The organism is Vibrio atlanticus, from assembly GCF_024347315.1.
Lineage (GTDB): Bacteria > Pseudomonadota > Gammaproteobacteria > Enterobacterales > Vibrionaceae > Vibrio > Vibrio atlanticus.
In genome coordinates this window covers 1,557,604-1,583,673 of record NZ_AP025461.1, presented here as the reverse complement: position 1 = coordinate 1,583,673, position 26,070 = coordinate 1,557,604, and the positions used below count along the sequence as shown (strand labels likewise).

General features: G+C 43.4%; 25 protein-coding genes. 10 read left to right on the top strand and 15 right to left on the bottom strand.

Going from position 1 to position 26,070, the window contains the following annotated elements:
• Positions 1–6 precede the first annotated feature (6 nt).
• Complete coding sequence (locus OCV30_RS22625) at positions 7–1,038, top strand: IS110 family RNA-guided transposase (protein WP_065680108.1); 1,032 nt, start codon at positions 7–9, stop codon at positions 1,036–1,038.
• Between the two features lie 596 nt (positions 1,039–1,634).
• A complete protein-coding gene (locus tag OCV30_RS22620) occupies positions 1,635–3,419 on the top strand; it encodes an SgrR family transcriptional regulator (RefSeq protein WP_065678901.1) in 1,785 nt (594 codons plus the stop codon).
• 109 nt (positions 3,420–3,528) lie between these two features.
• Here OCV30_RS22620 and OCV30_RS22615 read toward each other — a convergent pair whose 3' ends face one another.
• On the bottom strand, positions 3,529–3,954 hold the full coding sequence (locus tag OCV30_RS22615; RefSeq protein WP_065678900.1) for a MarR family winged helix-turn-helix transcriptional regulator: 426 nt from the start codon (positions 3,952–3,954) through the stop codon (positions 3,529–3,531).
• A gap of 97 nt (positions 3,955–4,051) precedes the next feature.
• On the opposite strand from OCV30_RS22615, the gene OCV30_RS22610 reads away from it, so the two are divergent.
• The 5 genes from OCV30_RS22610 (at position 4,052) to OCV30_RS22590 (ending at position 8,630) form a co-directional block, all read left to right on the top strand.
• Positions 4,052–4,543 (top strand): DUF2798 domain-containing protein, encoded by a 492-nt coding sequence (locus tag OCV30_RS22610; protein ID WP_065678899.1) that lies wholly within the window; start codon positions 4,052–4,054, stop codon positions 4,541–4,543.
• A gap of 34 nt (positions 4,544–4,577) precedes the next feature.
• On the top strand, positions 4,578–4,883 hold the full coding sequence (locus OCV30_RS22605; protein WP_017091521.1) for a DUF3861 domain-containing protein: 306 nt from the start codon (positions 4,578–4,580) through the stop codon (positions 4,881–4,883).
• A 207-nt stretch (positions 4,884–5,090) separates the two neighbouring features.
• A complete protein-coding gene (locus tag OCV30_RS22600; protein ID WP_065678898.1) occupies positions 5,091–5,855 on the top strand; it encodes a hydratase in 765 nt (254 codons plus the stop codon).
• A 191-nt stretch (positions 5,856–6,046) separates the two neighbouring features.
• On the top strand, positions 6,047–7,405 hold the full coding sequence (locus tag OCV30_RS22595) for a Na+/H+ antiporter NhaC family protein (RefSeq protein ID WP_065678897.1): 1,359 nt from the start codon (positions 6,047–6,049) through the stop codon (positions 7,403–7,405).
• A gap of 157 nt (positions 7,406–7,562) precedes the next feature.
• On the top strand, positions 7,563–8,630 hold the full coding sequence (locus OCV30_RS22590; protein ID WP_065678896.1) for a helix-turn-helix domain-containing protein: 1,068 nt from the start codon (positions 7,563–7,565) through the stop codon (positions 8,628–8,630).
• A gap of 20 nt (positions 8,631–8,650) precedes the next feature.
• Here OCV30_RS22590 and OCV30_RS22585 read toward each other — a convergent pair whose 3' ends face one another.
• The 4 genes from OCV30_RS22585 to OCV30_RS22570 all read right to left on the bottom strand — a co-directional run bounded on the left by OCV30_RS22585 (position 8,651) and on the right by OCV30_RS22570 (position 13,587).
• On the bottom strand, positions 8,651–9,667 hold the full coding sequence (locus tag OCV30_RS22585; protein ID WP_065678895.1) for an alpha/beta hydrolase family protein: 1,017 nt from the start codon (positions 9,665–9,667) through the stop codon (positions 8,651–8,653).
• A gap of 126 nt (positions 9,668–9,793) precedes the next feature.
• Positions 9,794–10,990 (bottom strand): multidrug effflux MFS transporter, encoded by a 1,197-nt coding sequence (locus OCV30_RS22580; protein WP_442478152.1) that lies wholly within the window; start codon positions 10,988–10,990, stop codon positions 9,794–9,796.
• A gap of 289 nt (positions 10,991–11,279) precedes the next feature.
• Positions 11,280–11,660, bottom strand: a complete 381-nt coding sequence (locus tag OCV30_RS22575; protein WP_065678894.1) for a hypothetical protein — start codon at positions 11,658–11,660, stop codon at positions 11,280–11,282.
• Between the two features lie 202 nt (positions 11,661–11,862).
• Entirely contained in the window at positions 11,863–13,587 is a 1,725-nt protein-coding gene (locus OCV30_RS22570) for an RluA family pseudouridine synthase (protein WP_065678893.1), read from the bottom strand.
• Positions 13,588–13,878: 291 nt separating this feature from the next.
• Here OCV30_RS22570 and OCV30_RS22565 point away from each other — a divergent pair, with 291 nt between their 5' ends.
• Positions 13,879–14,331, top strand: coding sequence for an NUDIX hydrolase (locus tag OCV30_RS22565; protein ID WP_065678892.1), 453 nt, complete (start codon positions 13,879–13,881; stop codon positions 14,329–14,331).
• Positions 14,332–14,347: 16 nt separating this feature from the next.
• Here the strand turns inward: OCV30_RS22565 and OCV30_RS22560 are convergent, their stop codons facing one another.
• The 9 genes from OCV30_RS22560 to OCV30_RS22520 all read right to left on the bottom strand — a co-directional run bounded on the left by OCV30_RS22560 (position 14,348) and on the right by OCV30_RS22520 (position 22,671).
• The gene (locus tag OCV30_RS22560) at positions 14,348–14,785 is read right to left on the bottom strand and encodes a bifunctional diaminohydroxyphosphoribosylaminopyrimidine deaminase/5-amino-6-(5-phosphoribosylamino)uracil reductase RibD (protein ID WP_065678891.1); all 438 of its coding nucleotides are present in this window, start codon (positions 14,783–14,785) and stop codon (positions 14,348–14,350) included.
• A 215-nt stretch (positions 14,786–15,000) separates the two neighbouring features.
• Entirely contained in the window at positions 15,001–15,528 is a 528-nt protein-coding gene (locus tag OCV30_RS22555) for a DUF4823 domain-containing protein (RefSeq protein WP_009844743.1), read from the bottom strand.
• 76 nt (positions 15,529–15,604) lie between these two features.
• Complete coding sequence (locus OCV30_RS22550) at positions 15,605–16,192, bottom strand: nucleotidyltransferase family protein (protein ID WP_065678890.1); 588 nt, start codon at positions 16,190–16,192, stop codon at positions 15,605–15,607.
• Positions 16,185–16,478, bottom strand: a complete 294-nt coding sequence (locus OCV30_RS22545) for a putative quinol monooxygenase (protein ID WP_065678907.1) — start codon at positions 16,476–16,478, stop codon at positions 16,185–16,187. The genes OCV30_RS22550 and OCV30_RS22545 overlap by 8 nt, the downstream gene beginning before the upstream one ends.
• A 990-nt stretch (positions 16,479–17,468) precedes the next feature.
• Positions 17,469–18,326: a hypothetical protein gene (locus tag OCV30_RS22540; RefSeq protein WP_065678889.1), complete on the bottom strand. Its 858-nt coding sequence runs from the start codon at positions 18,324–18,326 to the stop codon at positions 17,469–17,471.
• Positions 18,326–19,180, bottom strand: a complete 855-nt coding sequence (locus OCV30_RS22535) for an ABC transporter ATP-binding protein (protein ID WP_065105320.1) — start codon at positions 19,178–19,180, stop codon at positions 18,326–18,328. Before OCV30_RS22535 ends, OCV30_RS22540 begins: the two co-directional genes overlap by 1 nt.
• Entirely contained in the window at positions 19,177–19,548 is a 372-nt protein-coding gene (locus OCV30_RS22530) for a GntR family transcriptional regulator (RefSeq protein WP_065678888.1), read from the bottom strand. The genes OCV30_RS22535 and OCV30_RS22530 overlap by 4 nt, the downstream gene beginning before the upstream one ends.
• Before the next feature lie 448 nt (positions 19,549–19,996).
• Positions 19,997–21,952 carry a putative bifunctional diguanylate cyclase/phosphodiesterase gene (locus OCV30_RS22525; protein WP_065678887.1) on the bottom strand — a complete coding sequence of 652 codons (1,956 nt, stop codon included), beginning with the start codon at positions 21,950–21,952 and terminating at the stop codon, positions 19,997–19,999.
• Positions 21,953–22,113: 161 nt separating this feature from the next.
• A complete protein-coding gene (locus OCV30_RS22520; protein WP_065678886.1) occupies positions 22,114–22,671 on the bottom strand; it encodes a hypothetical protein in 558 nt (185 codons plus the stop codon).
• Positions 22,672–23,211: 540 nt separating this feature from the next.
• Here OCV30_RS22520 and OCV30_RS22515 point away from each other — a divergent pair.
• Positions 23,212–23,901 (top strand): response regulator transcription factor, encoded by a 690-nt coding sequence (locus OCV30_RS22515; protein WP_041473152.1) that lies wholly within the window; start codon positions 23,212–23,214, stop codon positions 23,899–23,901.
• On the top strand, positions 23,894–25,243 hold the full coding sequence (locus tag OCV30_RS22510) for a sensor histidine kinase (RefSeq protein ID WP_065678885.1): 1,350 nt from the start codon (positions 23,894–23,896) through the stop codon (positions 25,241–25,243). The genes OCV30_RS22515 and OCV30_RS22510 overlap by 8 nt, the downstream gene beginning before the upstream one ends.
• A gap of 134 nt (positions 25,244–25,377) precedes the next feature.
• Here OCV30_RS22510 and OCV30_RS22505 read toward each other — a convergent pair whose 3' ends face one another.
• Positions 25,378–25,923 (bottom strand): GNAT family N-acetyltransferase, encoded by a 546-nt coding sequence (locus OCV30_RS22505; protein ID WP_065678884.1) that lies wholly within the window; start codon positions 25,921–25,923, stop codon positions 25,378–25,380.
• Positions 25,924–26,070 lie beyond the last annotated feature (147 nt).

The following is a 26,070-nucleotide window of genomic DNA, read 5'->3' as shown; positions in this document are numbered from 1 at the left end:
TCCAATATGTTGACTAAAAATGTTATCGCGATCGACCTAGCAAAAAATGTTCTGCAAGCCTGCCATATCAGTATTTACGGTGAGATGCTGTCCAATAAACCTTTAAGTCGACAGAAAATGAAAGAGTTTCTTGCCAAGGCTAAGCCTTCCATTGTCGCCATGGAAGGTTGTTGCGGCTGCCACTACTGGGGGCAATTAGCTGAAAAGTTTGGACACGAAGTGCGGATTATCAACCCGAAGAAAGTGAAAGGCTACCTAGAAGGACATAAAACTGATCATAATGATGCCCTTGCTATCGCTAATGCCGCTATCCAAATTGGTATCAAGTACAGCCGTCCAAAGTCATTAGAACAACAATCTATGCATTCATTAGAAACCAGCCGTAGGTTCTTATCTCGTAGTGTGGTTTCCTTAGGGCTTCACATTAGAGGGACGATTTTGGGCTACGGGATAGCAAACCCTAGAGGTGAAAAAGGTTTAAAAGCGTCGGTTCAAACAGTACTTGATGGAGAGACCTCAATACCAGCAAATGTTGTATCCGTTCTGTCCATGTTGTGGGAGCAATATAAAGAACTGAAAGCAAAACTCATCGCGTTCGAAAAAGAGAAAAATGCGTTAACCCGTCAGATAGAACCATGCCAACGATTAATGGAAATTGAAGGTGTTGGTGAAACAACAGCTGCGATGCTTTATACCACTCTGGGTGATGGAAAGCAGTTCAAGAATGGAAGGCAAGCTTCAGCGTTTGTTGGTCTTACGCCCAAACAACACAGTTCAGGTGGTAAGGTCTTTATGGTTGGGATCGATAAATGCGGTGGTGTGAAAGAGCTACGCTCCCTTCTCTATCTTGGTGCAATGTCTTACGTTGGACGACTACCAGAAAAACCGAAGACTCAAAAGGATGCTTGGTTGAGGAGTATCATAGATCGTATCGGATTCAAGAAGGCCTGCATTGCACTGGCGAACAAAGTGGTACGGACTGCATGGGCAATGTTACGGTATGAATCTGAATATAAACCTGTTTTACTCACCGATTAATCATTAATAAACTCTTAAATTTCACAAAATGATGATGCATAAAAGGTAAGACCAACCTACTGAAAACCTGGCCATTCTGTCATGCTAAGCAAGCTGCTAACTCGATAAGGACAGTAGGTGCGCAAAACATCAAAGGCTAGAAGGTAGCTCCTTCAATAAGAAGCCGAATATACGACCGCATCTTAACTTTTATTACCAAAATCACTTTGTAAATACGTGGATTCCATATACATATTGGGGGTAGGAGCCTATTAGGTTGTACTCAACTCGCGTTAACTCGGTGCTTAAAGTGTACTAATAACGCCAGTTACATAGCTCTATAAGTGTTCGTAGTGCTTCTCTTTCGAGCTTGCTACAGGTGCTTTTTAGCTTATTAAGATAGTATTTTCTCATGATGATTACTTCTCTTGTATTAGGCTTTGGTAGGAACTCGTCGTTCCTTGTTGACCCATTAATTATGGTTACTTAATAGGAAGTAATAAACAGATGGTTTTTTACTAAGTTGTTCCTGTTTTCGTCCTTTATCGCTACTTTTTGGTTGATTTGTTTTATAATGGGCTTAATCAGGAAGGGTGGTTTCTAAAAAGGTTCATTATTTGTCTGATCTAAACATGATGCGTTACTACACAAGGCTGGATTCGTTTGAGCCTAATCTTTCACACTCGGTGACCTTAACCGAGGTCGCAGACAAGCTGTTCACCAGTTTACGCCATGCACGAACTTTGTTAGGGAAAATGCATCAGGCTGAATGGGTAATTTGGGAGCCAAAAGTCGGTAGGAATCAACGTTCTAATCTGACTTTGCGCTTTAGTAATCAACAGCTGACTCAACACGTTGCCGGTAAACTGATAGAGCAGGGTAAGTACGAAAAAGCGCTCTCACTTTTAGACAATGACCGCGCTGTATTTGGTTCTCTCCTTCAAGAAACCTCTGGCGCGACGATGCGTGAAGGGCTGCTGCACGTTCAATTAACCTATAAACGTAAGTTTGAAGACCTATTTCCGCATCATATTCACCGCAGTAGCGAACGATTTTTGATCAGGCAAGTGTTCAGTTGCCTCGTTACTTGTAATGGCAAGGGCAAGTTGAAGCCTGAACTGGCGCACCATTGGGAATATGATGCTGAAAAGTTGGTTTGGACTTTCTATTTGCGCCCGGGCTTAACCTTCCACGATGGCCAACCCGTCGACGCCAAACAGCTAGTATCGTTGTTTACCGCCTTACAACCGCTACCTTTCTATCAGACAGAGTTAGCCCATGTTGCTTCAGTTTACAGTGAGCAGCCGTTAAGGATCAGCTTCCAACTGACCAAAGCAGACACTGGTTTTGCTGGCTTATTGGCTGGCGTTAAGTATTCGATTCAACCTGCTGCGCAAGTGACTCGTGAGCCATCGCCATTAAACTCGGTGTCTCATGCCGTGATTGGAACCGGCCCATTTAAAGTGGTTGAGACTAATAACGAACGTATTAAGCTTGCCGCATTCGAGCATTATTACGGGTGTCGTTCCCTAACGGATGAAGTGACGATTTGGCAATTCGAAGAGTCGATGTCGGGCAGTGCGCGTTTCGATGACAGCCAAATGCAGGTGTCACCTTATGAAGACTCGTCTTGTTTTCATCAACTCGGAAAAAGCGACGCGAAGCTGGTGTCGGCTGAAACTGATGGCCTTCGTAGCCGAGTCGAGGATGGGTGTCTGTTTATCCTATTCAATCAGAACTCAGCGGCTAGCCCACTAAATAATGAGCAGCGAAAATACCTTTCAGAACTGACCAACCCACAAGCGATTTTGTCTCAGTTGGAACGTAACAAGGGTTTGTTTAGTGTCTCTTTAGCTCAAAACATACTGCCAAGTTGGCAGGATTTGTATCGAACGCCTTCGAAAGAAGCTCAATTGCCAAAAAAGATGAGTATTGCGGTTTATGACTATTATGCGTTGCATCGATGTGCGACTTGCGTATCAGACATACTCAAACGATATGGCGTGGAAGTTGAAGTGAACACCTACAGTTTTCGAGAATTGGCGCAGCTCTCTCAGAGTGGTGAGTTAAAGGAGGATCTGGTGTTGTGTAACCTGAACCTCGATGACAATGCCCCGTCTTCGCTGTTTTCGTGGATGATGAATGATCCTGTTTTGCACTCTGCTTTGGGAGAGGTGAACAGTGATTGGCTCAAGCAGCGTTTAGATCTTCATAAAGCCTCGGTTGAACTGCCGAATTACTTGGCAGAGTTGGAGCCCGTTGCATCCACGTTGATTTCTGATTATTGGCTAGTGCCTATGTTCCATCACCTACAAACCGTGCGTTTCCAAGGTATTCTGAAAAACGTAGCCATCACCAACTGGGGATGGCCAGATTTTAAGAATGTATGGTCTGCTGATTAGTCTCGCCAATCTACAAAAACAAGTTTTGAAAGCCGAACCTATTTTTATAGGTTAGCTTTCTAGCTTTCTAACATCCTAATTTTCAAATGTTCGGACTTAATACTTTAGATTAGCTCTCTAGGTTGTGAGCCATTTTGTTGGCGACTTTTTGGAACTGTTCTAGCTCATCGTCGGCCATGCCTTTGGTCATTCTCTGCAGCATCTCTTGATCAATATTCGATACCTTACTCATGATCTCTTGACCCTTATCGGTCAGAACCAATAACTGGCTGCGCTTGTCTTCTGGGTTCGGAGATTTCTTCACAAGTTCCTGACTGATCAAAGCGTTAATCAATCGAGTGACCTGTGCTTTATCGCGATTTAGGAAGTGTGCGATATCGATAGCCGTACATGGAGACTTCTTGGTAATGATCTTCATGACGCGAATGTTCATTGGTGCGATCTCAGAGTCCAAGCTCTCAATCTGCTCGCTCATTTGACGTTTCAAAGAGTGCACTAAGCGAAAGATAGACTCTAGCGATGTGTTATCAGACATAAACGATCCTCAGGAAAGTAGTTGACAATATCAACCACTATATTTATAGTTGACATTATCAACTTAATTGTTCGTAAATTCAAGACAGGAAATAGATATGACGATTCAAGCAGCACTAACGCCAACTCTTCCTGAGCAAAAAGGCACACCCGTTTTATACAAAGTTTTGGTCATGATGAGCTTAATGCTAACCATTGGCGGCAGCTTAACGGCGGTGATGACCTACATGAATGTCGGATTCGGCGAGGCATTCATCGGCAACTGGCTCTCTTCGTTAGCCCTAGTTGTTGTGATTATGATGCCAATTGGCATGGTGATGATGACTTTGGTGACTAAGTTGGTCGCCAAGGTATTACCCAATTACGGCGAGAAAGCTCGCAACCTAATCGTGGGATTGATTATGGCTTTTATCATGGAGTCCATCATGGCATTGGTAACAGCGGCAAATAACATTGGATTTTCGGATACATCGGCGTTTACCAGTGGATGGTTTAATGGATTTATTGCTGCGCTTCCTATTGGCCTTACGATCATGGTCGTAATGTCGATGACGGTTAAACCTAAGCTCGAACGATTCATGAAGAGCTAGCCAACACACTTTTTAAGCATTGTAGGAGATCCACATGACAGTATTCACAGGCAAACATAACAACTACCGCATCACTATCGAAGAAGTGAACATCAAAGAAGATCGGGAACTGCAAACCATGCAGTTTGAAATTGAAGACAGAGAAAACATGTTCGCGATTGTTGAGAAGATCAAACAAGACAGCGGCTTAGACGAACAATCAGCAGCGCGACTAGGGGTGAGTATTCGTTTACTTGGCCCTATGATGATGCAAGATAGAAAGCACCCTCTGTTTGTTGACTTCATGCCTCACTTCAGAAACTTCATGCAAAACCTGAAGAAGACGTTAAAAGGGCAGTAAAGTCTAGTCATCAGTAGTACGCTTAGAAAGCTAGTAATCAATTTACTGGCTTTTTCCTTATTGAAATCAACATGGTTTTATGTGGTTACGTTTAGAATATGCGGAAATTAATGACTGAATTTGCGGTGTTGGTTCGTTGTTTAATTGTCTATTCAAGCTTCAAGAAATCCGATATTATACTGGTCATAACAATAAAGGTGGTATTATATGACAAATGTATTTAGGCAAGCAGCTGAAGAGCTGCTAAGTCGCCGCGTTGCGGGAACCAAAGCCCCAAGATTGGACGAACAGTATCGTCCGAATAACTTGGAAGATGCGCTAAAGATCCAATCATCAATGATCGATCTCAAGAGCGACAAGGTCGGTGGTTGGAAGTGTTTGCTTCCTTTGGCTGAAGACAAGTTCATTGTTGCGCCTATTTTCTCGGGTAGTGTTCAACAAGGCGAGGTTTGCGAACTGTTTGCTGACAACGACGTAGTACGCGTTGAGCCTGAAATTGCATTTACGCTTGTTAAGAGCCTACCTGCAAACCAAGAAGGTTACAGCGAAGAGCAAATCAATGACGCTATCGGTTCTTGCCATATGGCCCTTGAGTTAATTCAATCTCGCTTTGCTGATGACAGTGGTGCTGAGTTCTACGAAAAGCTTGCTGATGGCCTAGTAAACCAAGGCCTGTTCATTGGACCAGAGATTGACCGTGAAAAAGCGTTCACTTCTGCTGAGATCAACATTGAAGTGACGCAAGGCGAACAAGTTCAAGCATTCGCAGGTAAGCACCCAAACTCACTACCACAAACGCCTATCTATTGGCTGATTAACACCATGACTCAACGTGGTGTTAGCTTCGAAGCGGGTGAGGCCATTATTACCGGGTCATATTGTGGTGTTGTTGAAGTCGAATTCGATCAACTAACGACAGTACGTTATGACGAGTTAGGCGAATATGAAGTGATATTTAAACAAAAGTTATAAAGCTTTCTGCTTACATGATCTGTTATCCAAAGGCTGCTTACTTGGTTAGTAAGTAGCCTTTTCTATTATGTGATGTTCAATGGCGTGCTTATTACTTTGCATTAAATTGGGCGTTTAGACGTCTAGACGTTGACAAGCTCTAAGTGTGACATTAGTCTGCTCACCTTCCTGTTCTATTGCGTTGATGTTCCATGTCCAATTCGAAAAATTCTAATGCTGTAATTGCCCCTTCTGCAGTTGCGCTTATCCCTCTGATCGTGTTCCTAGCGCTGTTTATTGGCGTAGGTACGTACTTGTCACTGCAAGGCGTCGATTTTGCTTTCTATCAGCTTCCAGCTCCAATTGCAGCTTTGCCTGCTGTGATGTTGGCGTTGTTGCTAAGCAAAGATAAGTTGAACCGCGCTATCGAGCAATTCTTGGGTGGAGTCGGTCACAAAGACATTATCGCAATGTGTATGATCTACCTATTGGCGGGTGCTTTTGCGGCTGTGGCTAAAGCGTCTGGCGGCGTTGACGCGACCGTAAATCTTGGCCTATCGGCGATTCCGACAAGCATGATTCTACCGGGTATCTTCCTTATTTCTGCTTTCATTGCGACCGCAATGGGTACGTCGATGGGTACCATCGCTGCGGTTGCACCTGTTGCGTTAGGCATTGCAGATTCAGCAGGCATGAGCATCCCACTGACGGCTGGTGTTGTTTTAAGTGGCGCGATGTTTGGTGACAACCTTTCAATCATCTCTGATACCACGATTGCCGCGACACGTTCGCAAGGCTGTGAGATGAGAGACAAGTTTAAAGAGAACATCCGCATTGCACTTCCTGCTGCATTGATAGCGATTGTCATCTTTGCTTTCAATAGCACGGCAACTCAAGTGCCTGAAACAGGCTCAATTGAGTGGCTCAAAGTTCTGCCGTACATCACTATTCTGATTCTTGCGGTATCGGGCATGAATGTATTCGTCGTGCTGACCATTGGTATCTTGCTAGCGGGTGGCGTGAGCCTAGGTTCTGTTGAGAACTACGGTATGACTGATTACGCTCAAGATATCTATGCAGGCTTCGGCAACATGCAAGAGATCTTCTTACTGTCGATGCTGATTGGTGGTTTGAGTGAGCTAATGCGTCGTCAAGGTGGATTGGCGTTTCTGACTAACTTGGTAAGTGGTGTGATTCGTGCGTTTGGCTCTTCACACTCTAAGCAAGCGAATGGCCGTGCGAGTGAGCTAGGTATTGCTGGCTTGGTATCTATGGTGAACCTATGTACTGCAAACAACACGGTAGCGATTATTGTATCTGGTAGTGTGGCTCGCCAATTGGCGGAAGAGAACAATGTGTCTCCGCGTCGCTCAGCAAGCTTGTTGGATATCTTCTCTTGTGTGATTCAAGGCGTGTTGCCTTACGGTGCTCAGGTATTGCTATTGGGCTCTGTGTTTAACCTATCGCCTCTAGAAATCGTGTCTAACTCTTACTACTGTTTTGCACTTGCAATCGTGGCTGTAGTCGCTGTGTTTATCAAACACCCGGCACGCCAAGTGGCTAACGCTTAATAGCAACTGACCAAACTTAGTTATCACTGATTTTGATAATAAAGGCTCCTGACTAGGAGTCTTTATTATATATGGCGAATGAATTACCATGAGTTCAAGTTATCATCGATACTTATTGAGCTATCGACGCTATATACTCTGTTATTAAAATGGAACTTTGATGCTCGCCATTCCCCTGCCATTTGTTGCTGCTCTGTTGTTATTTATCACGGCTGTTTTGCTTCGATATCGTTACCCACAAACAAGCCAAAAACCGTTTTGGTTTATTATGTTGTGTGCGTTGATGATTACTGTCGTTGGGCTACGTTGGACGTTTGATATTGCACTGTTCCGTTTCTTACAACCGGTTCTAGGGGCAAGTATACCGGTGGCTGCATGGCTCTGCTTTGCGGGAGTTCATCGAAGTAAACCTTTGTCTCTTTTGCATTGCTTAGGCCCAGTGGTTGTTCTGGTTGGCTCCTTTTCTTATTCGTATATTTGGGATGGAACGATTGATCTATTGTTGATCTCGTTGTACCTCGGCTATGGCTGCTTGTTGTTGAAGTCATCGTTTAACTTTCCAGAGCACGTCAGGCTGAGTGATGTATCGAATGTTTTGTATGCAGAGCGTACGGCTGGTATAGCCTTACTGTTTTCAGCTCTCGTGGATAGCATTATCTCGTATGATATTTTGCTGCTCAACGCACAACACACAGACTTGATCCTATCTATTAGCTACTTAGTTCTTATTCCTGCGATTGTTGGGACTGTGATTGTTGTCAGCACTAGTACGTCTCCGATTCAGGAACAAAACCAACAGCAGAGTGAACTGACAACACCAAGCTATTCTCCTGAAGATATCGATGTATCTGCGGTATCGTCGAGAAGCTTAAAAGTCGATGAAGAAGTCCCGCAAATCGTCGCTAAGTTTGATGCATTAATGAAGGATCATCAGGTGTTCAAAGATCCTGATTTGTCCCTCAATCGAGTGGCGAGAAAGCTAGGTATCCCAGCTCGAAAAATATCGTCTGCGATTAATCAAACTCACCACCAGAACATTTCAAAGGTGATTAACACCTATCGAATTGAGCATGCTAAGACTCTCCTGAAGCAAAGTGATGAAGCGATAACTGACATCTTTCTTAGTTCGGGCTTTCAGACCAAGTCCAATTTCAATCGAGAGTTTTCAAGGATAACTGGGCAAACTCCGAGTGAGTATCGAAGTTCGCCACTAGTGTTAGATTGAGTGTGTTTGCTTTCCGTTAATCAATTCAGAAAACTAACAATGTCGTTTAAGAACAATTGATGCAACCGGTCTCGTGATGTACCAACGCCATCTTTACAAATAATGCCATCGCCTGGCACTTCTTCTTCAAGTATTGGTATTGCCCCAGGTTTGCAGCTTTGAATGAAGCTGAAATGGGTAGCGCTTTCATAGACCTTATAACGTCTTAAATTAAGAGGCATGTGCTCAGCAATGTAGCCAGACTCTAATGCCTGAGGTAGATCTCCCCCAATATCGACTCCAGCTGCGAGTATTAAGGTTGGCACTGTGATGTCATTTAAGCTGCCGACTGAGAAGCTGCGAGCAAGCCCCAGATCAAGGCTAACTACACGTTGAATTCGAGGGTCTGAAAGGTCTTTATTGCTTGGTTCTTGGGCTTGGACTTTGGATAGCCCTAACTCCACAGCGAGTCCACAAATCCGTGGGTTCGGGTATACCAAACAATTAGCCTCAAAGGTTGGTCTATCCAGTTTAGCTCCAGCCAGTTGCATTACAGTCCAGCCACCTAAAGAGTGCCCGATTGCGGTAACATTTTCAGCGTCAGCAAATTGCTTCCACTGGGTTTGGGATAACAAGTAGTCCAGAATGCGTGACATATCTTGTGGTCTCTCCCACCATTTCGCTGCTTGCTTCGGGGATTGGTCGAAAGAAGTGGTTCCCGGATGGTCAGTGGCCGCTACGATGTAGCCACGACTCGCAAGTTCGGTCGCCAACCAGTTTTGGTTTCGCCAGTTTCCTCGGTAACCGTGTGATAACAGTACTATTGGAAAAGTGCCGGATTGAATCTCTCCATCTTTGATGACTTGCGTGCCGATGAAGGCTGGGTTATCGCTAATCAAGGTTGTGTCTGATACATCTTGTGTGGGATACCAAATGACAGTGTTTAGCGGGCGATTAGGATCGTCAGTTAAGGTGACTTGAGTGAACCCGACATCGGAAGCGATGGCTGAACTGCAAAGGAAAAGTAGGGATGTGAACAGTAAATGTGTCCATTTCATGGTTTTAACTCCAATTTAGGTGATTGGAGCCAATATGCGCTAAAGCCAGTGAGGGCGAGACCTCAAACACGATCGAGGACGCCCTAAATCGTGTTTGAGTACATAACTTAGCTATTTTGGAAGAGCTTAATTTAGTTTCTTAGTCACATACTCTTTGTTTCTGACCATCAGCCACATCAAGCCGCCTAGGATTCCCACCGATAATTGGATAAAGCCTAGGTTTTCAATCAGTGACTCTGGGCGTATTGAAACCAACACCATGCCAAGCGAGCCACAAATCATGCTGAAGAACTGTATCAGTGCGACGGCAGAGCCCGTGTCATGATCTTGCTGGTTCAGCATTAAGTTGGTGCCTGGTACACGCATGATGATAACCATCAGCGTCGCTGGTGCTGCGATAAACATAAAGAACCAAGGGGACAAGTCGCCGATGGTTAGGGTAAAGATTCCTGCTATCGCCAATAAAGCAAAACATCCAGAGATGACCTTTTGAACTGATATTCTGTAGGACAACTTCATATAAATTGTTGGGCCAAATGAGGCGCACAATGCATTGAATGCGAACGCGTAACTAAACTGTTGTTCGGTCAATCCAAAGTGATCGATGTAGATATAAGAACCCGCCGCAAGAAAGCCCATCAACGCCATCGGTATGATAGAGAAAATGACCAGCAGCTTGACGAACGAGCGGTTTTTCATGACCACGCCCATTCTTCCCCATGAGCGGAATATAGAACCTTGGTATTTGTTTTCGAGCGTTTCTCGGTAGCAGCAAGCTAATACTGACGCAAATGCACCAAAAATGGCGAGGGTGACAAACATCATTCTCCAAGACGCTATTTTCAGCAGGAAAGCACCAAATACAGGCGCGACCATCGGTGCGATGATCACCAGAGACATGATAGTCGCCATGATCTTTTCGCGTTCTCGGCCATCATAAAGGTCTTTCACAATGGCGGTTGCGATAACGGTGATGGCACTGCCCGCAAAGGCTTGGAATATACGAGCACCAATCAACTGCTCGATGCTATTGGTCATGGCACATAAGACGCTCGCCACCATATAGCTTGCGATGCCAATGAGTAGAATCGGCTTACGCCCGAACTTTTCACTGAGTGGTCCCCAGAACAACAGGCCAACCGCATAGGTCACGAAGTAACTGCTCAGGGTTAGGTTGACCATCGATTGGTCGGTATTGAACACCTCGACCATTTGTGGAAGGGCTGGCAAATACAGGTCGATGGTCAATGGAGGAAACGCACTGATGATGACGAGGAAAAATAGCATACCGGTCTGACCCAGTATTGGTTGTGGTTTCTTCAAGGTATTTCCCCGCTATCCAATAAAGGGCTTTAAATGAATGTGATGTTGGTTTTCCGAAGGTTCAAAGCTAAGCAGAAATGAAGGTTAGAGTCGCTCAAGACAATGGCGAAAAATATCTATGAACTAGCTTCTATGAATTCGTACCTATGATTGAGTTTCGATGAATCGGTCTGTACTCTGAATTGTAATACAAAGTACTATCACCCTTATAGTTAACGAGTTCAATCAGTTAATCGAGGGTAGCTTGTAACAGCCTACGACACATTGTAATGATTATCGAGTTGGACTGTTACCTTTTCTTTGGGCGCTTTTCGACTAACCCGTTTCGCTCTAAGCCACGTCTAACGCTGCTGCATAGCTTACCAAAGCGACGCAGCTCTTCGAAGTTAGGGCCTTGACCAATTGAAATGCTGTGTTCCCAATACATCAACTCACTGTCGACCATCTCCAATAGTTTCTTAGAACAACCGGCGCAGTTTCCTTTTGGCCCACAGATAAACGTCTCCGACTCGTAAAGAGGGAGTTCGTTTTTCACTTCTTCAATTAGATTGAGCATTGCCGAGTTTAAATCTGGCTTTTTGTTTGTGAGTGGTTTCAAGCTTAGTGCTTGCGAAGCGATCACGGAAGAAGTCGTTGTGTTGGGTTGTATATTCAAAGCAGCTGATGACATATCAAAGGCCTCAAGGAAAGAAGAAGAGGCGCATGCTACTCCTCACAACAAAGTGGACCTTGATGTAGTGCAATAAGCGTGGTGAATTATCCGAAAGGGGTAGGAGAAAGAGGGAGTCAGAGTCACAAATGGTTTGTGACTCTGGTTTATCTCTTAGGCTTAACGCAGAAAGTAGGCTTAACGCAGAAAATAGGCTTAACGCTTAGAATTCAGCGTCGAACTGGAACTCCATCCACTCTTTGGTTACTGGGTGGTGCAGTGCTAGCCTTTCTGCGTGTAGGTGCAGTCGGTCGGCTTTATTGCCATATAGGCCATCACCGACGATAGGCATGTTAAGGCCTTCTTCGTGTGAACAGTGAACACGCAACTGGTGTGTACGCCCTGTTTTAGGGTGCAGGTAAACCTTTGTTGTGTCTTGGTTTCGCTCAATCACTTCCCACTTCGTTTCAGCAGGCTTGCCGTGTTCGAAGCAGACAATCTGACGAGGACGATCGTATAAGTCTCCACGCAATGGTAAGCGAACATAGCCTTCACCTTGCTCTAAAACGCCTTCTATCATTGCCACGTAACGCTTCTCAACTTCACGAGTAATGAACTGTTTCTGTAAGCTTTTGTTCGCACGTCGTGTAAGCGCAAATATTAGAATGCCAGAGGTCGCCATATCCAAGCGGTGGATAACAAATGGCCCTTCAACATCGGGATGCATTTCTTGAACGCGAGTGTAGGCCGAATCTTTGATGGTTTTACCCGGAACTGATAGAAAACCTGCTGGTTTGTGCACCACAACGATGTGATCGTCTTGGAATAAGATATCGAGGTCTTTGCCTTCTGCTGGGTTTTCTAGCAATGGGTTGGGATCGACTTCAAGGCCTTTCATCATATGGCCTAAAATCGGTACACACTTACTTTGGCAAGAGGCGTAGTATTTTTTGTGTTTGCGGATTTCCGACTTTGGAGAACGACCCCACCAAAATTCAGCCAGTGCCAATGGTGTGTAACCGTTTAAATACGCGTATTGCAAAAGCTTGGGTGCGGCACACTCGCCAGAACCTGCTGGTGGTATCTTGTTTGGCGTGTCTTCAAAGATCTGGTTCAGATCCTCAATGTTTCCTTCCGCATTCTGGAAAGCGTATTGTGAAAACAGTTTGTGCTGAAGCTGATGAGAAATGTGTGCTCTTTGCTCTTTGAGTTCAGCTAGTTGATTAGTGAACACATCAACTTTGATTTGTAACTCGTTTAGGATCTGTTCCCAGTTGAGCTTGAGATATTTTTGTTGATTCTTGTCGGCAACACTGGCTTTGTTTAGCTCGTTATTTAGCTCGTTATTTAGCTGTTCGAAGGCTTGCTCATCAAGGTTTTCTTTACCTTGTTCGCGTTGTTCTTTACGTGTTTTTCGGCCTTCTATAATTAATAAACGCTGAGCTTCAATCTCTTGTTCAGCTTGTGCTTTTTGTTGTGCCAGTTGCTCGCACAGTTCAAGGTAATCAGCGTTTGCTTGCAGCGCTTTAAATTTCGCATTCACAGCCATCATGTCGGCTGTGTCTTGATGGAAAAAGCTGTCGCTGCTCAACATGTCAAATACGGGCGGCACAAAGTGAGGCAGTAGGTTTTGGTCGGCGATTTTTCCAGAGAAAGCAGAGAAGTAACCAAGCTCACCTTCAGGGCTTTTCACCAGTAACACACCAAACATTTTTCCGCGGCCTGCGTCTGAATTTAGCCCGAAGTCATGCTGCCAGTCGGTTTGCGTTTCTAGATATTGTTGAAGCTGATGAGAGGCGATTTCACACAGTGGATGCGGTTCATAATAGAACGGGAATGTGAAACGCTCAGGCAACGAATATGACTCGATCGGCTGTTGAAAACGAGTGAAGCAATGCTCAGGAGTATGGCTGTTTTCTGAGTCGTGCGTTGGTTTTGATGAGTGCATAGTCGTATTAATACTTATATCGTGGTGATAAATGGTTGTGAGTCTACTGTGTATGTTTAAAGGTTTTAAACACAGTACAAGGCGGCGATTCTACTCTTTATCGAAAAGCGCCTCAAATAAGAAATGGTTCTATTACTGGATAGCTAAGCGAGACGCTTAACACGGAACCCATGAGTTATGGCTTGAACTTCATTAATTGATGAGTAACTTCTCGTTTTTAATCATAGAAGGTAACTTCACAAACGAAGGGTGGTAGCCTTGCCGCCCTCTTATGAAAACTAAGGTAACGTTATGATTCCACTCAATACTTCAATTGTATCCGGTGTCGCTCTTTCAGAGGTCGACGGACAAATGAAAATGCTATTAATGAAGCGTGTGAAGGGCGAATTTTGGTGCCATGTCGCAGGCTCGATTGAAGCAGGTGAAACAGGCTGGCAGGCTATCGTGCGCGAGTTTGAAGAAGAGACCCAAATTAAAGTGGAAGCTTTGTATAACGCGCAGTTTCTGGAGCAGTTTTACGAGGCTCACGTTAATGTGATTCAGCTAATCCCTGTGTTTGCGGTGCTATGCCCACCCAACCAAGCGATTGAACTGAATGACGAACATACAGAGTACCGCTGGTGCGATTTAGAGGAAGCGAAAGCACTTGCGCCGTTTCCTAACCAACATGCGGTCTACGATCATATCTGGTCGTATTTTGTCGACAAACCAGTAAACCCACTTTACCGAGTGAAATTGAGCTAATACTGGCTGTTTAGAGCTAGGACTTACCAAGGTAAGGGGTTAAAAAGGCGCTCACTTGTGCTTGGCATAGTCCTACATCCACTTTCACTCCGTGTGATTCGAGTATCGCCACACCACGGCCATTATTGCGAGGGTCTGGGTCTAGCATCGCTACTACTACGTGTTTCACACCGGCTTTAACCAATGTACTGGCGCAAGCGGGTGTTCTGCCAACAAATGAACATGGCTCTAAAGTTACGTAAGCGGTAACGCCTTCCATTTCTCCATCCGTTTCGCAGTCATAGCCATTCAGTGCTTCAACCTCGGCGTGGTTTCCACCGACCTTTTGCGTATATCCAACAGACACCACCTTATCGTTTTTCACCAAAACACAACCCACAGGCGGGTTTGGTTGGCAATCGGGTAGGGCTTGGCGCGAAGCTTCAAGAGCTTGCAGCATGTATTGTTGGTTCATGGTCGTTACTCAGTATGACGAGAGAGCGCAGCAGTTCGTGAAGTGCGCGTTTGATTTGAGAAGTGGGGCATGTTCGATCTGATTGGGCTTTTAGTCAATGGTTTTACAGAGGCAAAGTTTGATTCGACATAGGTTAACCATGCTAACTACGGTGTCATAAGGTCGAGTTGATGTTGTCTACGTAATAGAGCTCAATTATTGAATCACCACGATAATTAATTTAATAGGCTAGCCATAAATTCGCTGACCGGCTCTGACAATAAGTCTTGTGGGTGGTCACCGCCAAAGGTAGCTAGCCCGCTTTTTCCTTCGATTATGCCAGACTTAATAATTACTTTTGTTTTAACATCAACAACTGTAATTTTTACGCTTACTTTATCTGGCTTAGCTGACCATTCAGTCGCGCGATCTTCCCAGTGTAATATGGTAGGAAAAATTAAGTAGTCGAACTCATTGCTTTTCGCATATTCAAGGACAAAATTGTAATCAGCTGCTTGGTTAGCGATTGCGACGTTGTTTAGTTTTGTGAATAACTCTGATTGAAGAGCTTTACTCACCATTAGTCCTGAGCCTGAATAATAGTGCTTCCCATATTCCCCATTCTTTGAGCGGCCGATTAAAACTGAATCACTTGTTTCAAATTTAGCTGTCGAGTTTACATCCGTAACCTGAAGTTTATGTGTATCAGCACACCCAATGATAACTAAGCTTATAAGTATCAGTAACGCACGTAAAATCGACATAATAGCTACCTTATATGGATGTGAGTTAATATTAACCATAGTTTATATTAAACATATTAATGTATAAAATTTGCGACTAATTAGTACGAGCGACAAAGGACCCTTTGAGACTCAAACAACCAATAGTTAACTTCGGCCAATGAGTTAACCAGTTTTTAGACTGAACTCGTTGATCAAACACGTCTCTGCTGTGATTGGGATTCGGTGTGATCTTTAAATCAAACAAACTCTCTAAACCAAAAGCCGAAATGCACTCGACTTCCCCTGTTAGGCTTTGCTTCACGGCGACGGCGGTTTCTTTCTCTGGCCAGTAACGCATCGCATCCAATGAACCTTGGTAAGGCCCATCCCCGTTTCGAGTGTGCATATTGGCTTGATTGCGAACTTGCCAGTTGAGTTCAGGTAACCACTCTTGAAGCTGAACCTCGTATCTAAGAGCCGATTCGTAAGAGGTATCGCTAGGATCAAAGTAGATCACATCAATATCATTAAGTGGAGTCGGGGAATCATAGTTATGTAGGTCGTCCCAAACGAGGTTTCGCACAAAGCCCGCCGAAACATAACACTGCGGTAAATTCAGTTGAGAGACACAGTCTAAAACCTGCATTCGCAAGGGATCTTGTTTGATCAACGTGATGATACGGTTGGCTAGCGGGTCAATCATTAGGTGTCAGAACATCGGTGACTTGGTAGTGACGTGTTGCGTTCTTGGAGGTTTCACCCCATTCAGACGTTTTTACTCGCTGTTGGTGCGCTTCAAACGCCTCACGGCTAGTGAATTCTTCATACACTTCAAAACGATTAGGTTGAAGTGCGCTTTGACTGACTCGAAACACGATACAACCGGGTTCTGAGAGTGTGACTTCCTTATGAACAACCAGCGCTTGTGTGACGGCTTCTAGGTCGTTGTCTGGCACAAGAATATGCCCTTGTAGAATGACTTTACTCATGAGCACATCCATTTGATTTTATCCATTACTGTCTTTTTCTATTAAAAGCTCTTCCGTTACAAACATAATCCCATTTTGAGTTTGTGTCGTATAGGCCTGTGTGAATAAAAAATAGTCAATACAAAAAACACACAGGTTACCCTGTAACTTTGATTGGGAGAAAGATAAGTATTACGCGAGAAAGGCCAGTTAATGGTAGGAGTAGGAAAGACAAATTATTGGGAACTAAATCTGTGTTAGTCCGGTCTATTAAATACGTATCACTGAACTGTATTGATACTGAAATGAATTTGTCATCTGAGATAACTAATCTAAATTTCGAACAACGGCTTAATAGATTGAATTGAGCCATAGTTGATAACTAGGTCATACTTTGATGTAAATGGTACTCGAAACTCTATATATTTTGTGACTTGTACCATTGATCTGGCCATCAAACACCGTTAGATTCGAATGGTAGGCAATAAAAATAGCTCATGAAGAGCAGATAAAGAAAAGGAAATATCCCTTATGAAAAAAATGAGAAGAGCACAGCTTCATCGCGTTCGCATCCAATACTGGAAAGACACAGCGAAAGAAGCTTCAAAGAAATAAGCTTTAAATCGTAAAGCTTTAAAAAAGCTGAACAGCTTAATCAAATGTAAAACGCAACAAACCGATTTCAATAGCACTCTCAAGGACCTTCATCTGGTCGGCGACTAAAGAAATTACCCCCCAAAGAGCTGGCAGGCATTAACAGTAATGCAATTCAATGTCAGCTCATTAATACCTCCTAGTTTATCTTTACCCGCTCAGCACTCTGAAGCAAAACCAAAACCAACCACCAATCCGTACCTTTGCCTCTATCACGAAAACCGTTGTTAGAATTCAAAGCACCTAACAATAAAACAGCGGCCAATAAAAAAGCTCCCGATTTCTCAGAAGCTTTGATTTAGATTTAGATTTTGATATCTGATTTGGTTACCCGTTGAGGGCTCAGAATAAGTGACTCTATCGTTGGAACAGCGTCTTCAAGCTCACATCGTCCGTTCTATTTAGCTTTAGGCTCAGCAGATAGCCGCCAACACCAATCAGCACATAAATACCCAAAGACAAAACCGGCGCTTCTGCAATCGCACTGAATGGGTTGCCCGCCGTTAGTACCTTTATTGGTAGTGATGCGATGAGAGAGAAGAAGTCATTGATGCCATAGAATCCAAATACGGCGACCGAGAGTAACTTAATCGCATAGCTTGAGATAAAAATGACAAGCAGTGGAGAATTCACTAACTGCGAAATTGCCAGGGTAACGGTTGCTAGTGGCAATAAAACCAGTGCAACTAACATCATTCGCCCAAAGAATACCAACCAATTGCTCAGCACATAAAACAGTGATTGCTGCTCTACTATCAATGCCAATTGTTGTTCGCTTGAGACGTTCAATATCCAGAATAGGAAGTCAGCGAATAGAACTAATAGCGCGCAGATAGCCGGAATAACCACTAGACCGAAGCCTAGCTTCACGCCGTGAGTCATGGCATTGGATACTGGCATGCTTCTCCAAAACATCGAACTGCCTTCTTGGCGCTCTTTACGCAGTGTTTTAGGGATGTAAAGCGTCGAAAGTATGAGTGAAATAAGGCCAGCACCAAAGTAGATCACTGAGTTGAGGTCTTGTGCGAACTCTCTGTGTATGTCGCTTACGTCACCATTCACTTCCATTTGGAAGAAAAACTCATGCTGCGCTGCGCCATTGAAAAACAAACTAACGAACAGCAAGAAACCACATAACGCGATAAACAGAGGCAATCGAGTGTTAATTTTGTGCTCGATCAGTTCTTTTTCTAGCATATAAAAAGTTGGGTGCATTATGCCTTCTCCGTCTGTGTTGCAAGGAATAGGTCTGCGAGACCAACGTTGTAGATGTTACCCAATGATTCAACTTGCGCTTTGTATTGACCTTCCAATAACCACTTAGTGGTTCCTAGCCCTGGCTGTGAGGTCAGTGGATTGAGTTTCTGAATTTCGCTTGAGTGGTTGTTTGCGACATCGATAATGAAATAGTCGTTCTCGATGTCTTCCATGCTCTTTTGCAGCACACAATGGCCTTGTTTTAGAATCAATACGTCCGTTAATAGGTGTTCAATTTCTGAAACCTCATGGCTGGCAATGATCATCGCGCGTTCGCCGTCATGGAACCACTCTAGGAGGTGGCGATAAAAAGTATCGCGGTAGAGCAGATCTAGACCTAGCGTTGGCTCATCTAAGATCAACACTTGAGTGTCGGTCGCGATAATGATTGCAAGGTGAAGTTGTACCTTCATCCCTTTAGAAAGCTGTTTGATCGTTGAAGACAGCTTAATGTTGGTGCTACTTAACGTCTGTTCTGCTTTTTGCTTGTTGAAGCTTGGGTGAACGCCTTGTGTGTATCGAAGCAGTTGTTTTACTGTCATCCACTCAGGCAATACGTTCACATCTGAAATGTACGATAAGTGCAGCATGAGTTCAGCGTGCTGGTGGATAGGGTGGTAGCCATTTACTTCAATCTCACCTTGATAGTTGTGCCCACCAAGCAGTGATTTGATCAAGGTCGATTTACCTGCGCCATTGTGACCTAGCAGCCCAAGCACTTGCCCCGGCTTTAACTCAAAGCTGATGTTCTCGACACCCACTTGATTTGAATAGGTTTTGGTTACGTTTTTCACTGAAAGTAAAGTACTCATGACTTGTCCTTTATATGTTGTTCTAGCTGTTTCACGAGTTCTTCGACACTCATATCAATGATGCCTAGCGTCTCAACGATGGCTGGGATCTGTGTGTTGATGAATGATTGATGTGCGGACTCTTTCAATTTTTGAAGTGCCCCTTCTGCGACATACATACCTTGGCCGCGTTTTTTCTCGACTAGGTCTTCATCAACCAGTAACTGATAGCTTTTCATGACAGTAAGGTGGTTGATTTTAAGATCGGCGGCAACAGCACGCACTGAGGGCAATGCTTGTTGTTCTAACCAAACACCTTGAAGAATTTGGTCACTGATCTTTGCAGCTAGCTGCCTAAAGATCGGTTGGTCGTCTTTCCATTCGGTCATAATTAAAACTGCATGGTGATATACATGTGTATAACACTAACCTTTTTATTCAAATTGGCAAGGCTTTTATTGGAAATAATCATTATCGACGGATTAGAAGTGCTTGAAAGTAGAGGCGTGAAACATAGATAAGGTACTGAAATAGTGGTTATTTAACTTCGGCTGATCACTTGGTGATTACTTCGATAAGCTGTTGTCTGTTTGATTTTAGGGTAGGTAATCTTTTCCCTGTGAGCTCTGACATGATTGTCTTTTTGAGCCTAATGTCATTTAGGATAAATGAGCTCACAGGTAGTTAAATGTCTAGAGGGTGATCAAGTTGTGGTGCTTTGAGGCCTGCTGTATAAGTAGCCTTGTTGTAGGTTGTAGCCGAGTTGACACAAGATATATTGCTGCCTGCGCGTTTCTACACCTTCATAAATCATCGTAATGTTTGATAAGTAAACCTTTATGACTCAGGTTCCCTACTAGACAAAAAACGGTTTTCGACTTCATTTGGTGGGATAGGTTTGCTGAACAAGAATCCCTGTAAATATTGATATCCGCAACTGGTTAAGAAAGCTTTTTGTGTTTCTGTTTCGACACCTTCCGCAACCACCTTAAGCCCCAATTTTTCACAGATAGCATAGGTGGCTTGGACAATCGCTTTACTTCCTTTATACGTGCCATGGACGAAGCTTTTGTCTAGCTTAACGGTACTAATTGGCAAGTCATGCAACATAGAGAGAGAAGAGTAGCCAGTGCCGAAGTCGTCGAGGTGTAGCTCAACGCCTAGCTCTGAAATATCGTCTAATGCTTGTCTGACTTCACCGTGTTTGAAGATCATTGAGGATTCAGTGATCTCAAGGGCGATACTGTTAGGTTGTATGTTGTAGAAGTTGAGCATTGCCGATAGTTGCTCGGCAAAAGTAGTGTGCATCTGAATACACGAGATATTGATGCTCATTACCAATTCATCATCAAATTCTCGGTGCCATATCGACAGTTGCTTAAGTGCAGAGTTAAGGACCCACTTTCCGAGTGGAACAATCTGTCCAGTTTCTTCCGCTAGGCTAATAAACTCATCAGGCTCGATATTGCCCAGATCTTTATCCGACCATCTAAGTAGGGCTTCAAACCCTTTAACTTTATTGCTATTGGTGTCCATTATCGGTTGGTAATGAAGATTGAGGTCATCACCTTCTAGTGCCAGAGTTAACCTATGGCGTATCTCTACTTGCCGATGCAGAATCTGCGCTAAATTTGGAGTAAAAGTTTGGAAGCGGTTCCGACCATTGGCTTTGGCAACATGCATCGCCATTCCGGCCTGCTTTAACAATGATTCTTTATCCGTGGCATTATCTGGAAAATGAGCAGAACCTATGCTGCAACCTACAGATAAGGTGCCAATTCCTTTTATTTGGAAGCTTTTGTTCAAAGAATCGATAATGCGAGAACAGAGTAACGGGATATTTTGATTTTTTCGAGCGTGAGCAATAACGATGAACTCATCACCACCAAAGCGACCAATTGTGCATGTTTCATCGAGGATCTGTTTAAGACGCTTGCCAACTTTTTTGAGTAGTTGGTCACCAACACTATGCCCATAAGTGTCATTCACCAACTTAAAGCCATCAAGGTCCACAAACATCAATTCAAAGGGCGAGCGACAGGCAATACTCGATTCTAGCCTTTTGGTGATCCCGCGGCGGTTGTAGAGCTCAGTGAGACAGTCGTGTTCTGCGTTATATCGAGCTTTAATCAAATTTTCTTTTTGTTTGGTGGTACAGGTTAGGTTTAATAGCAGTTCACTTTTGTCAAACAACCACTTTCCATGAACATCAAAGTGGTGGGTTTTATTTTCGATTTTACAGCTGACTTCCTCCAAAATGTCTCGACCTTTACGAGCTGAAAATAACCATTGGTCTGCAACTTCTTCGCTTGAAACAAAATCGGATAGGCGACTAAACGGCGAGCCGTAGTTTTTAGAAAAAGCGGAGTTTGCACTCACTACGCTTCCCACTTTGTTGAATAAAAGAGAGAGATTGGAACCATCAGAGTAAGTGAGATCGCGTTTTAAGCTCTCTTCTTCTGCGATGACTTGCGCTAGCATCCCTGTTCGGCCATCGGGTAATGGGATTCCAGAGAAAAGACATAGTGCGCGTTTAGAAATGTACTTTGGGGTGAAGTTCCACCAAGTCTTTACACTTTGATTTCGCTGAAATTGTCTCTGATATTCTTCAAGCGTTGCTTCGATCGCTTTTGACATTTCAACACCAAAATCGCGTGAGGTCAGTTCAAATAGAGATTCAGACTCCCAAAGAGGGAGGGCACTGCTGTTTGCCCAGGTTATTCGCTTCTTATCAATGTCATATATCCAGATAGGACACTTTAGATGTTCGAAAGGTTGGTAGTTGGTCATCATAATAAATTCGCGGAACTCATACTTTAATCGATTTATGCAGACAGATGTCGTGCTTTGGCAGTGCGTCTATCAAATTGAACTCTGATCTTTAACAGCCATGAAGAAGCTATGTGTTAAAGAAAAATCAGGCGCTAAAGATAAATTAGCGACAAAAATAGCGTTTAAAGATTCAGTGAACGGATGATTTTGGTTACTTTTCCTTCCGGGGTGCTTTCAATCGCATAGCCTTTATTTTCCCCAAAAATTTCCCCGTTGATGAAGTTCCAACCTGTTGATGTCTTGACGATTTCTTTCGGGAAGCGATCGTCAAACATTGAATGATTTGTGTATACCGTCTCAATGGCTTCAAATAATAATTGGGCTTGATCTTGGTTAGTGACGATGAAGTCTTCTTTCAGGCACATTGTTAATTCTGGAAGGGGTTGAGTAGTGAAAGGTTCAGTCATCGCGCCGACTACCCCATTATGTGAATAAAAGCGATATGAACCAGAGCTGCTTTCGTTGCCATCTGGAGATTTAATGCTTGGGGTTGTCAGGTAGAAATTACAGTTGAAGACCATCTTTTGGATAATACTATTTTGTGGAGTGACTTGAATATCTATCCAAGAGCTTACTTGCACTTTGATTTGATTCATCACCTCATGTTTATTTGGGGCAGCTGTGACTCGTGTTGCCAACAAAGCGGTCATGGTCAGTAACATTAAAAGCGATTTATTCATCTTTAAGTGGCCTTGTGACAAAGTGACTTTTGTTTAATCGGTAAGTCACCGTTGTTTATTATTGGAGTGAATGATTAGCCGAATAAATGTTACTTGAAGAACACTCTATTTTATAGAGGCGGGCATATGCTTGAAGGTTGGAAATACTAGCTGGTGGGTTATGTAATCGTTTTCTTTGGGTCGAGAAATGATCGTGATAGTTATAAAGCCTATCAATTTGTTCATTTGCAGTGTTACTAACTGTTGTGTTATTAATGTGTGGTAAGTTGATTTGAATGAGTTTTGTAAATTATTTTAATGTAAGTGAACGTAAGAAGGTAAGCGAACGTAAGCGCGCAAGAGTCTAAGTTTTTCCGGTTTTGACTGAAAGTTAATCAATAAATGAGCATTTTTGTTGCTGAACGATGGTTTGTAAACGTGTATGTACAAAAGTGATTAATATGTTTTGCGTACGGTAAGTTAGTGACTTCAATAACAATATTGATGATATATGAACAGTATATATACTGCCCTCGCTTTTAATAAATGCTGGTGATAGAAATGTCGAAAACCAAAGTGCTGATTGTCGAAGATGACCAGGCGATAGCGCGTTTAACTACGCTTTACCTCGAAGCCGAAGGCTACAATGTTAGCGTTGTCCATGAAGGGGATTTGGCCATTGAAGCGATCCGCAGTATTGAACCCGATCTCGTTCTGTTGGACTTGATGCTTCCTGGGTTGAGTGGTGCACAGATTTGTCGACAGGCTCGTGAGTTTTACAATGGATTGATCTTAGTTTTGACGGCTTCTGCCGATGAAATGAGCGAGGTTAGTTTGTTTAAGTTTGGCGCGGATGACTACGTAGCAAAGCCTATTCGTGGTCATGCATTATTGGCACGAATTGAAGCATTATTGCGTCGCGCAGCCCCTGTTGTTGCTGAGCCTGACACGACAGCTGAAACCCCAGGTGAAATTGTGATCAACAGTACAGCTCAAAGTGCCACTCTGTATGGACAGAATCTAAAGCTAACCTCTGCCGAGTTTGAAATTCTAAATCTTCTTGTTAATAACATTTGTCAGGTCGTTACTCGAGATCAATGTTGCCAGCTATTTAGAGGGATTGATTACGCGTTTAACGACCGCTCTATTGATATGCGTGTTTCAGGGTTGCGCCGGAAGCTGCGTATGCATGCAAAAGATAAGCAGTTGATCCGTACGGTTCGTAACAAGGGGTATATGCTGGTTGTATAAGTCTATCGCGGTGAAACTTCGATCTGTTTCTATGTTTACTCGTTTGTACCTTGGGATCGTGACTGGGATGTCGGCAACGATATTTTTGTTTTGGAACCTTGGTGAAGGGCACATGCGGCGTACCCAGATCGAAATATTCCTTAATGATGGCATCTACTTTTCTGAGCAGTATGTTCGTCAACACAACCGAGAAAACTCGCTATATAAAGAACTCGACAGAACAGGCTACCAGCAATTTTATATTTTCAATTTACGCCTGTTGGAGAATTGGTCGGGAGAGGCTCCGTGTCAACGATGCGAGTTATTTACCACCTTGAATGGTGTACCGGTATACCTAAGTGAAAATAATCTCTATTCGGCAGTATTTCAGCTACCAAATTCTAGGTTTAGCTTTGCGTTCAGTGAGGTAGGCGATTTCTTCTCACCTGAAATTGAGTGGTATGAAGATTCAGAAAGAAACTTTCTTATTGGGCTTTTGTTGGCCGTTATCTTCGCTATTGGCGCAAGTGTTTACTTACCTGTTAGGCGTTTTCAAGAAAGAATAGAGTTACTTGTTGAGAAACAGAAGCAGTTTGGTAAGGGGAAGCTGAGTACTCGCTCTGACGTAGATGATATACACCCAGTGTCTGAGCTAGCTAAAAGTTTTAACTTCATGGCTGAGGAGATTGAGAGCAAAGTAAAACAAAGTCATATATTTGCTCAAGCGATTCCACATGAAGTCCGTACACCGCTAAGCCGTATTCAATTGGCGACGGATCTCTTAAGGCGGGAAGCTCCAGAGCATCATCAGGTTTTTTTCGATGATATTGATACCTACATCGGGGATATCAACGACCTCACGTCAGAAATTATCATGCTGTCGAAGTTGAATGTCATGGATAATTCTTTCTTCGAGCTTGTTAAAGTGAAAGCTGATCTTCGCGAGTATTGTTTAGATAGAATCCGTTACTCGGAGTTAGACAATGTTATTTTTGAGTCCAAAGTAAAGCTAGAGTGCAAAATTAAGTGTGATTGCTCGATGGCGCGTTTGGTTTTTGATAACGTGATTAAGAACGCTGGGAATTACACACAAGACAAAGTCTGGGTAACTTTGGACGAGAACTCAGAAAATTGGCTAGTTCTGATTGAAGACAATGGCTCTGGGATACCAGAGGACAGGCGTGAAGAAGTATTCCTTCCGTTTTCTCGCTTAGATGCTAGCAGAGCATCGGCAACTGGTGGGTTAGGATTAGGTCTAGCAATCGCGATTTCAGCGGCTAAAAAGCTTTCTTGGGACATTCGGATCTGCGATAGCAATCGCGGTGGTGCTAAGTTCTGTATCTTAATCCCAAAGATCGCGTAAATGATTTTAGTAAGAGACCAATTAGACTCTTAAAAATGAAAGCCACGGTTTAATATCGTGGCTTACTAATTAAATTAAATTACTAATTATCGTTCACTATCAATTGGCAAAATTTACCAAGTAGAAAATCAAGCTTAGATGCTGTTGGCGCTTAAACGATGAAGGCCATAAATAGCATGATCTATGATACGGCCATTTAAGTTCTCGTTACGAGTTATGATACCTTCTAATGTGAAATGTAAGCGCTCACAAACCTTGCGACTACTCTGGTTGCCAGTTGCAGCTGATATCTCCACCTTTTCCATATCTAACTCATTGAAAGCAATATCAATGAGCTTCTCAACTACGCGTGTAACGATCCCGTTACCTTGGTAAGTCTCGGACAACCAATAGCCTATCGTGACTTTCTGTTTGCTGTGGTCAATGGTGTTAAAGCTACAGTTACCGACGATATTGTCTTTGTACACAATCGCACATGTCATGCTTTTGCCTTCCGCGTAATCATGTAGCGAGCGCTGGATGAAGATCCTAAAGTCCTGCTCTGTTTTGCAGTGCGGTGGCCATGCTAACCATTGGCTAAGATACTCATTTTGGCTTTGTGAAATTTCCGCGTAATGAGATGCGAAGTTCTCTTCAACCAGAGCGATGGATAACTCTTCATCGATAACTGTTTTAAACATGTTTTCCCTTTTCTTTTGGCTGATGATTTAAGTGTCTTTTGGTCGGTAGGTTATAATGTCGCACAATTTTTAATATGCAACCACATGTGGCACGAATTATTCGTGATACGCTAGATCCATCACGAAATACATTAAACCTTATAATAA

Excerpts from the sequence above, each read along its gene's own strand:
- OCV30_RS22625 (WP_065680108.1), top strand. The coding sequence starts at position 7 with ATGTTGACTAAAAATGTTATCGCGATCGACCTAGCAAAAAATGTTCTG.
- OCV30_RS22615 (WP_065678900.1), bottom strand. The coding sequence starts at position 3,954 with ATGTCTGATAACACATCGCTAGAGTCTATCTTTCGCTTAGTGCACTCT.
- OCV30_RS22610 (WP_065678899.1), top strand. The coding sequence starts at position 4,052 with ATGACGATTCAAGCAGCACTAACGCCAACTCTTCCTGAGCAAAAAGGC.
- OCV30_RS22605 (WP_017091521.1), top strand. The coding sequence starts at position 4,578 with ATGACAGTATTCACAGGCAAACATAACAACTACCGCATCACTATCGAA.
- OCV30_RS22600 (WP_065678898.1), top strand. The coding sequence starts at position 5,091 with ATGACAAATGTATTTAGGCAAGCAGCTGAAGAGCTGCTAAGTCGCCGC.
- OCV30_RS22595 (WP_065678897.1), top strand. The coding sequence starts at position 6,047 with ATGTCCAATTCGAAAAATTCTAATGCTGTAATTGCCCCTTCTGCAGTT.
- OCV30_RS22585 (WP_065678895.1), bottom strand. The coding sequence starts at position 9,667 with ATGAAATGGACACATTTACTGTTCACATCCCTACTTTTCCTTTGCAGT.
- OCV30_RS22575 (WP_065678894.1), bottom strand. The coding sequence starts at position 11,660 with ATGTCATCAGCTGCTTTGAATATACAACCCAACACAACGACTTCTTCC.
- OCV30_RS22570 (WP_065678893.1), bottom strand. The coding sequence starts at position 13,587 with ATGCACTCATCAAAACCAACGCACGACTCAGAAAACAGCCATACTCCT.
- OCV30_RS22565 (WP_065678892.1), top strand. The coding sequence starts at position 13,879 with ATGATTCCACTCAATACTTCAATTGTATCCGGTGTCGCTCTTTCAGAG.
- OCV30_RS22560 (WP_065678891.1), bottom strand. The coding sequence starts at position 14,785 with ATGAACCAACAATACATGCTGCAAGCTCTTGAAGCTTCGCGCCAAGCC.
- OCV30_RS22555 (WP_009844743.1), bottom strand. The coding sequence starts at position 15,528 with ATGTCGATTTTACGTGCGTTACTGATACTTATAAGCTTAGTTATCATT.
- OCV30_RS22550 (WP_065678890.1), bottom strand. The coding sequence starts at position 16,192 with ATGATTGACCCGCTAGCCAACCGTATCATCACGTTGATCAAACAAGAT.
- OCV30_RS22545 (WP_065678907.1), bottom strand. The coding sequence starts at position 16,478 with ATGAGTAAAGTCATTCTACAAGGGCATATTCTTGTGCCAGACAACGAC.
- OCV30_RS22540 (WP_065678889.1), bottom strand. The coding sequence starts at position 18,326 with ATGCACCCAACTTTTTATATGCTAGAAAAAGAACTGATCGAGCACAAA.
- OCV30_RS22535 (WP_065105320.1), bottom strand. The coding sequence starts at position 19,180 with ATGAGTACTTTACTTTCAGTGAAAAACGTAACCAAAACCTATTCAAAT.
- OCV30_RS22530 (WP_065678888.1), bottom strand. The coding sequence starts at position 19,548 with ATGACCGAATGGAAAGACGACCAACCGATCTTTAGGCAGCTAGCTGCA.
- OCV30_RS22525 (WP_065678887.1), bottom strand. The coding sequence starts at position 21,952 with ATGATGACCAACTACCAACCTTTCGAACATCTAAAGTGTCCTATCTGG.
- OCV30_RS22520 (WP_065678886.1), bottom strand. The coding sequence starts at position 22,671 with ATGAATAAATCGCTTTTAATGTTACTGACCATGACCGCTTTGTTGGCA.
- OCV30_RS22515 (WP_041473152.1), top strand. The coding sequence starts at position 23,212 with ATGTCGAAAACCAAAGTGCTGATTGTCGAAGATGACCAGGCGATAGCG.
- OCV30_RS22505 (WP_065678884.1), bottom strand. The coding sequence starts at position 25,923 with ATGTTTAAAACAGTTATCGATGAAGAGTTATCCATCGCTCTGGTTGAA.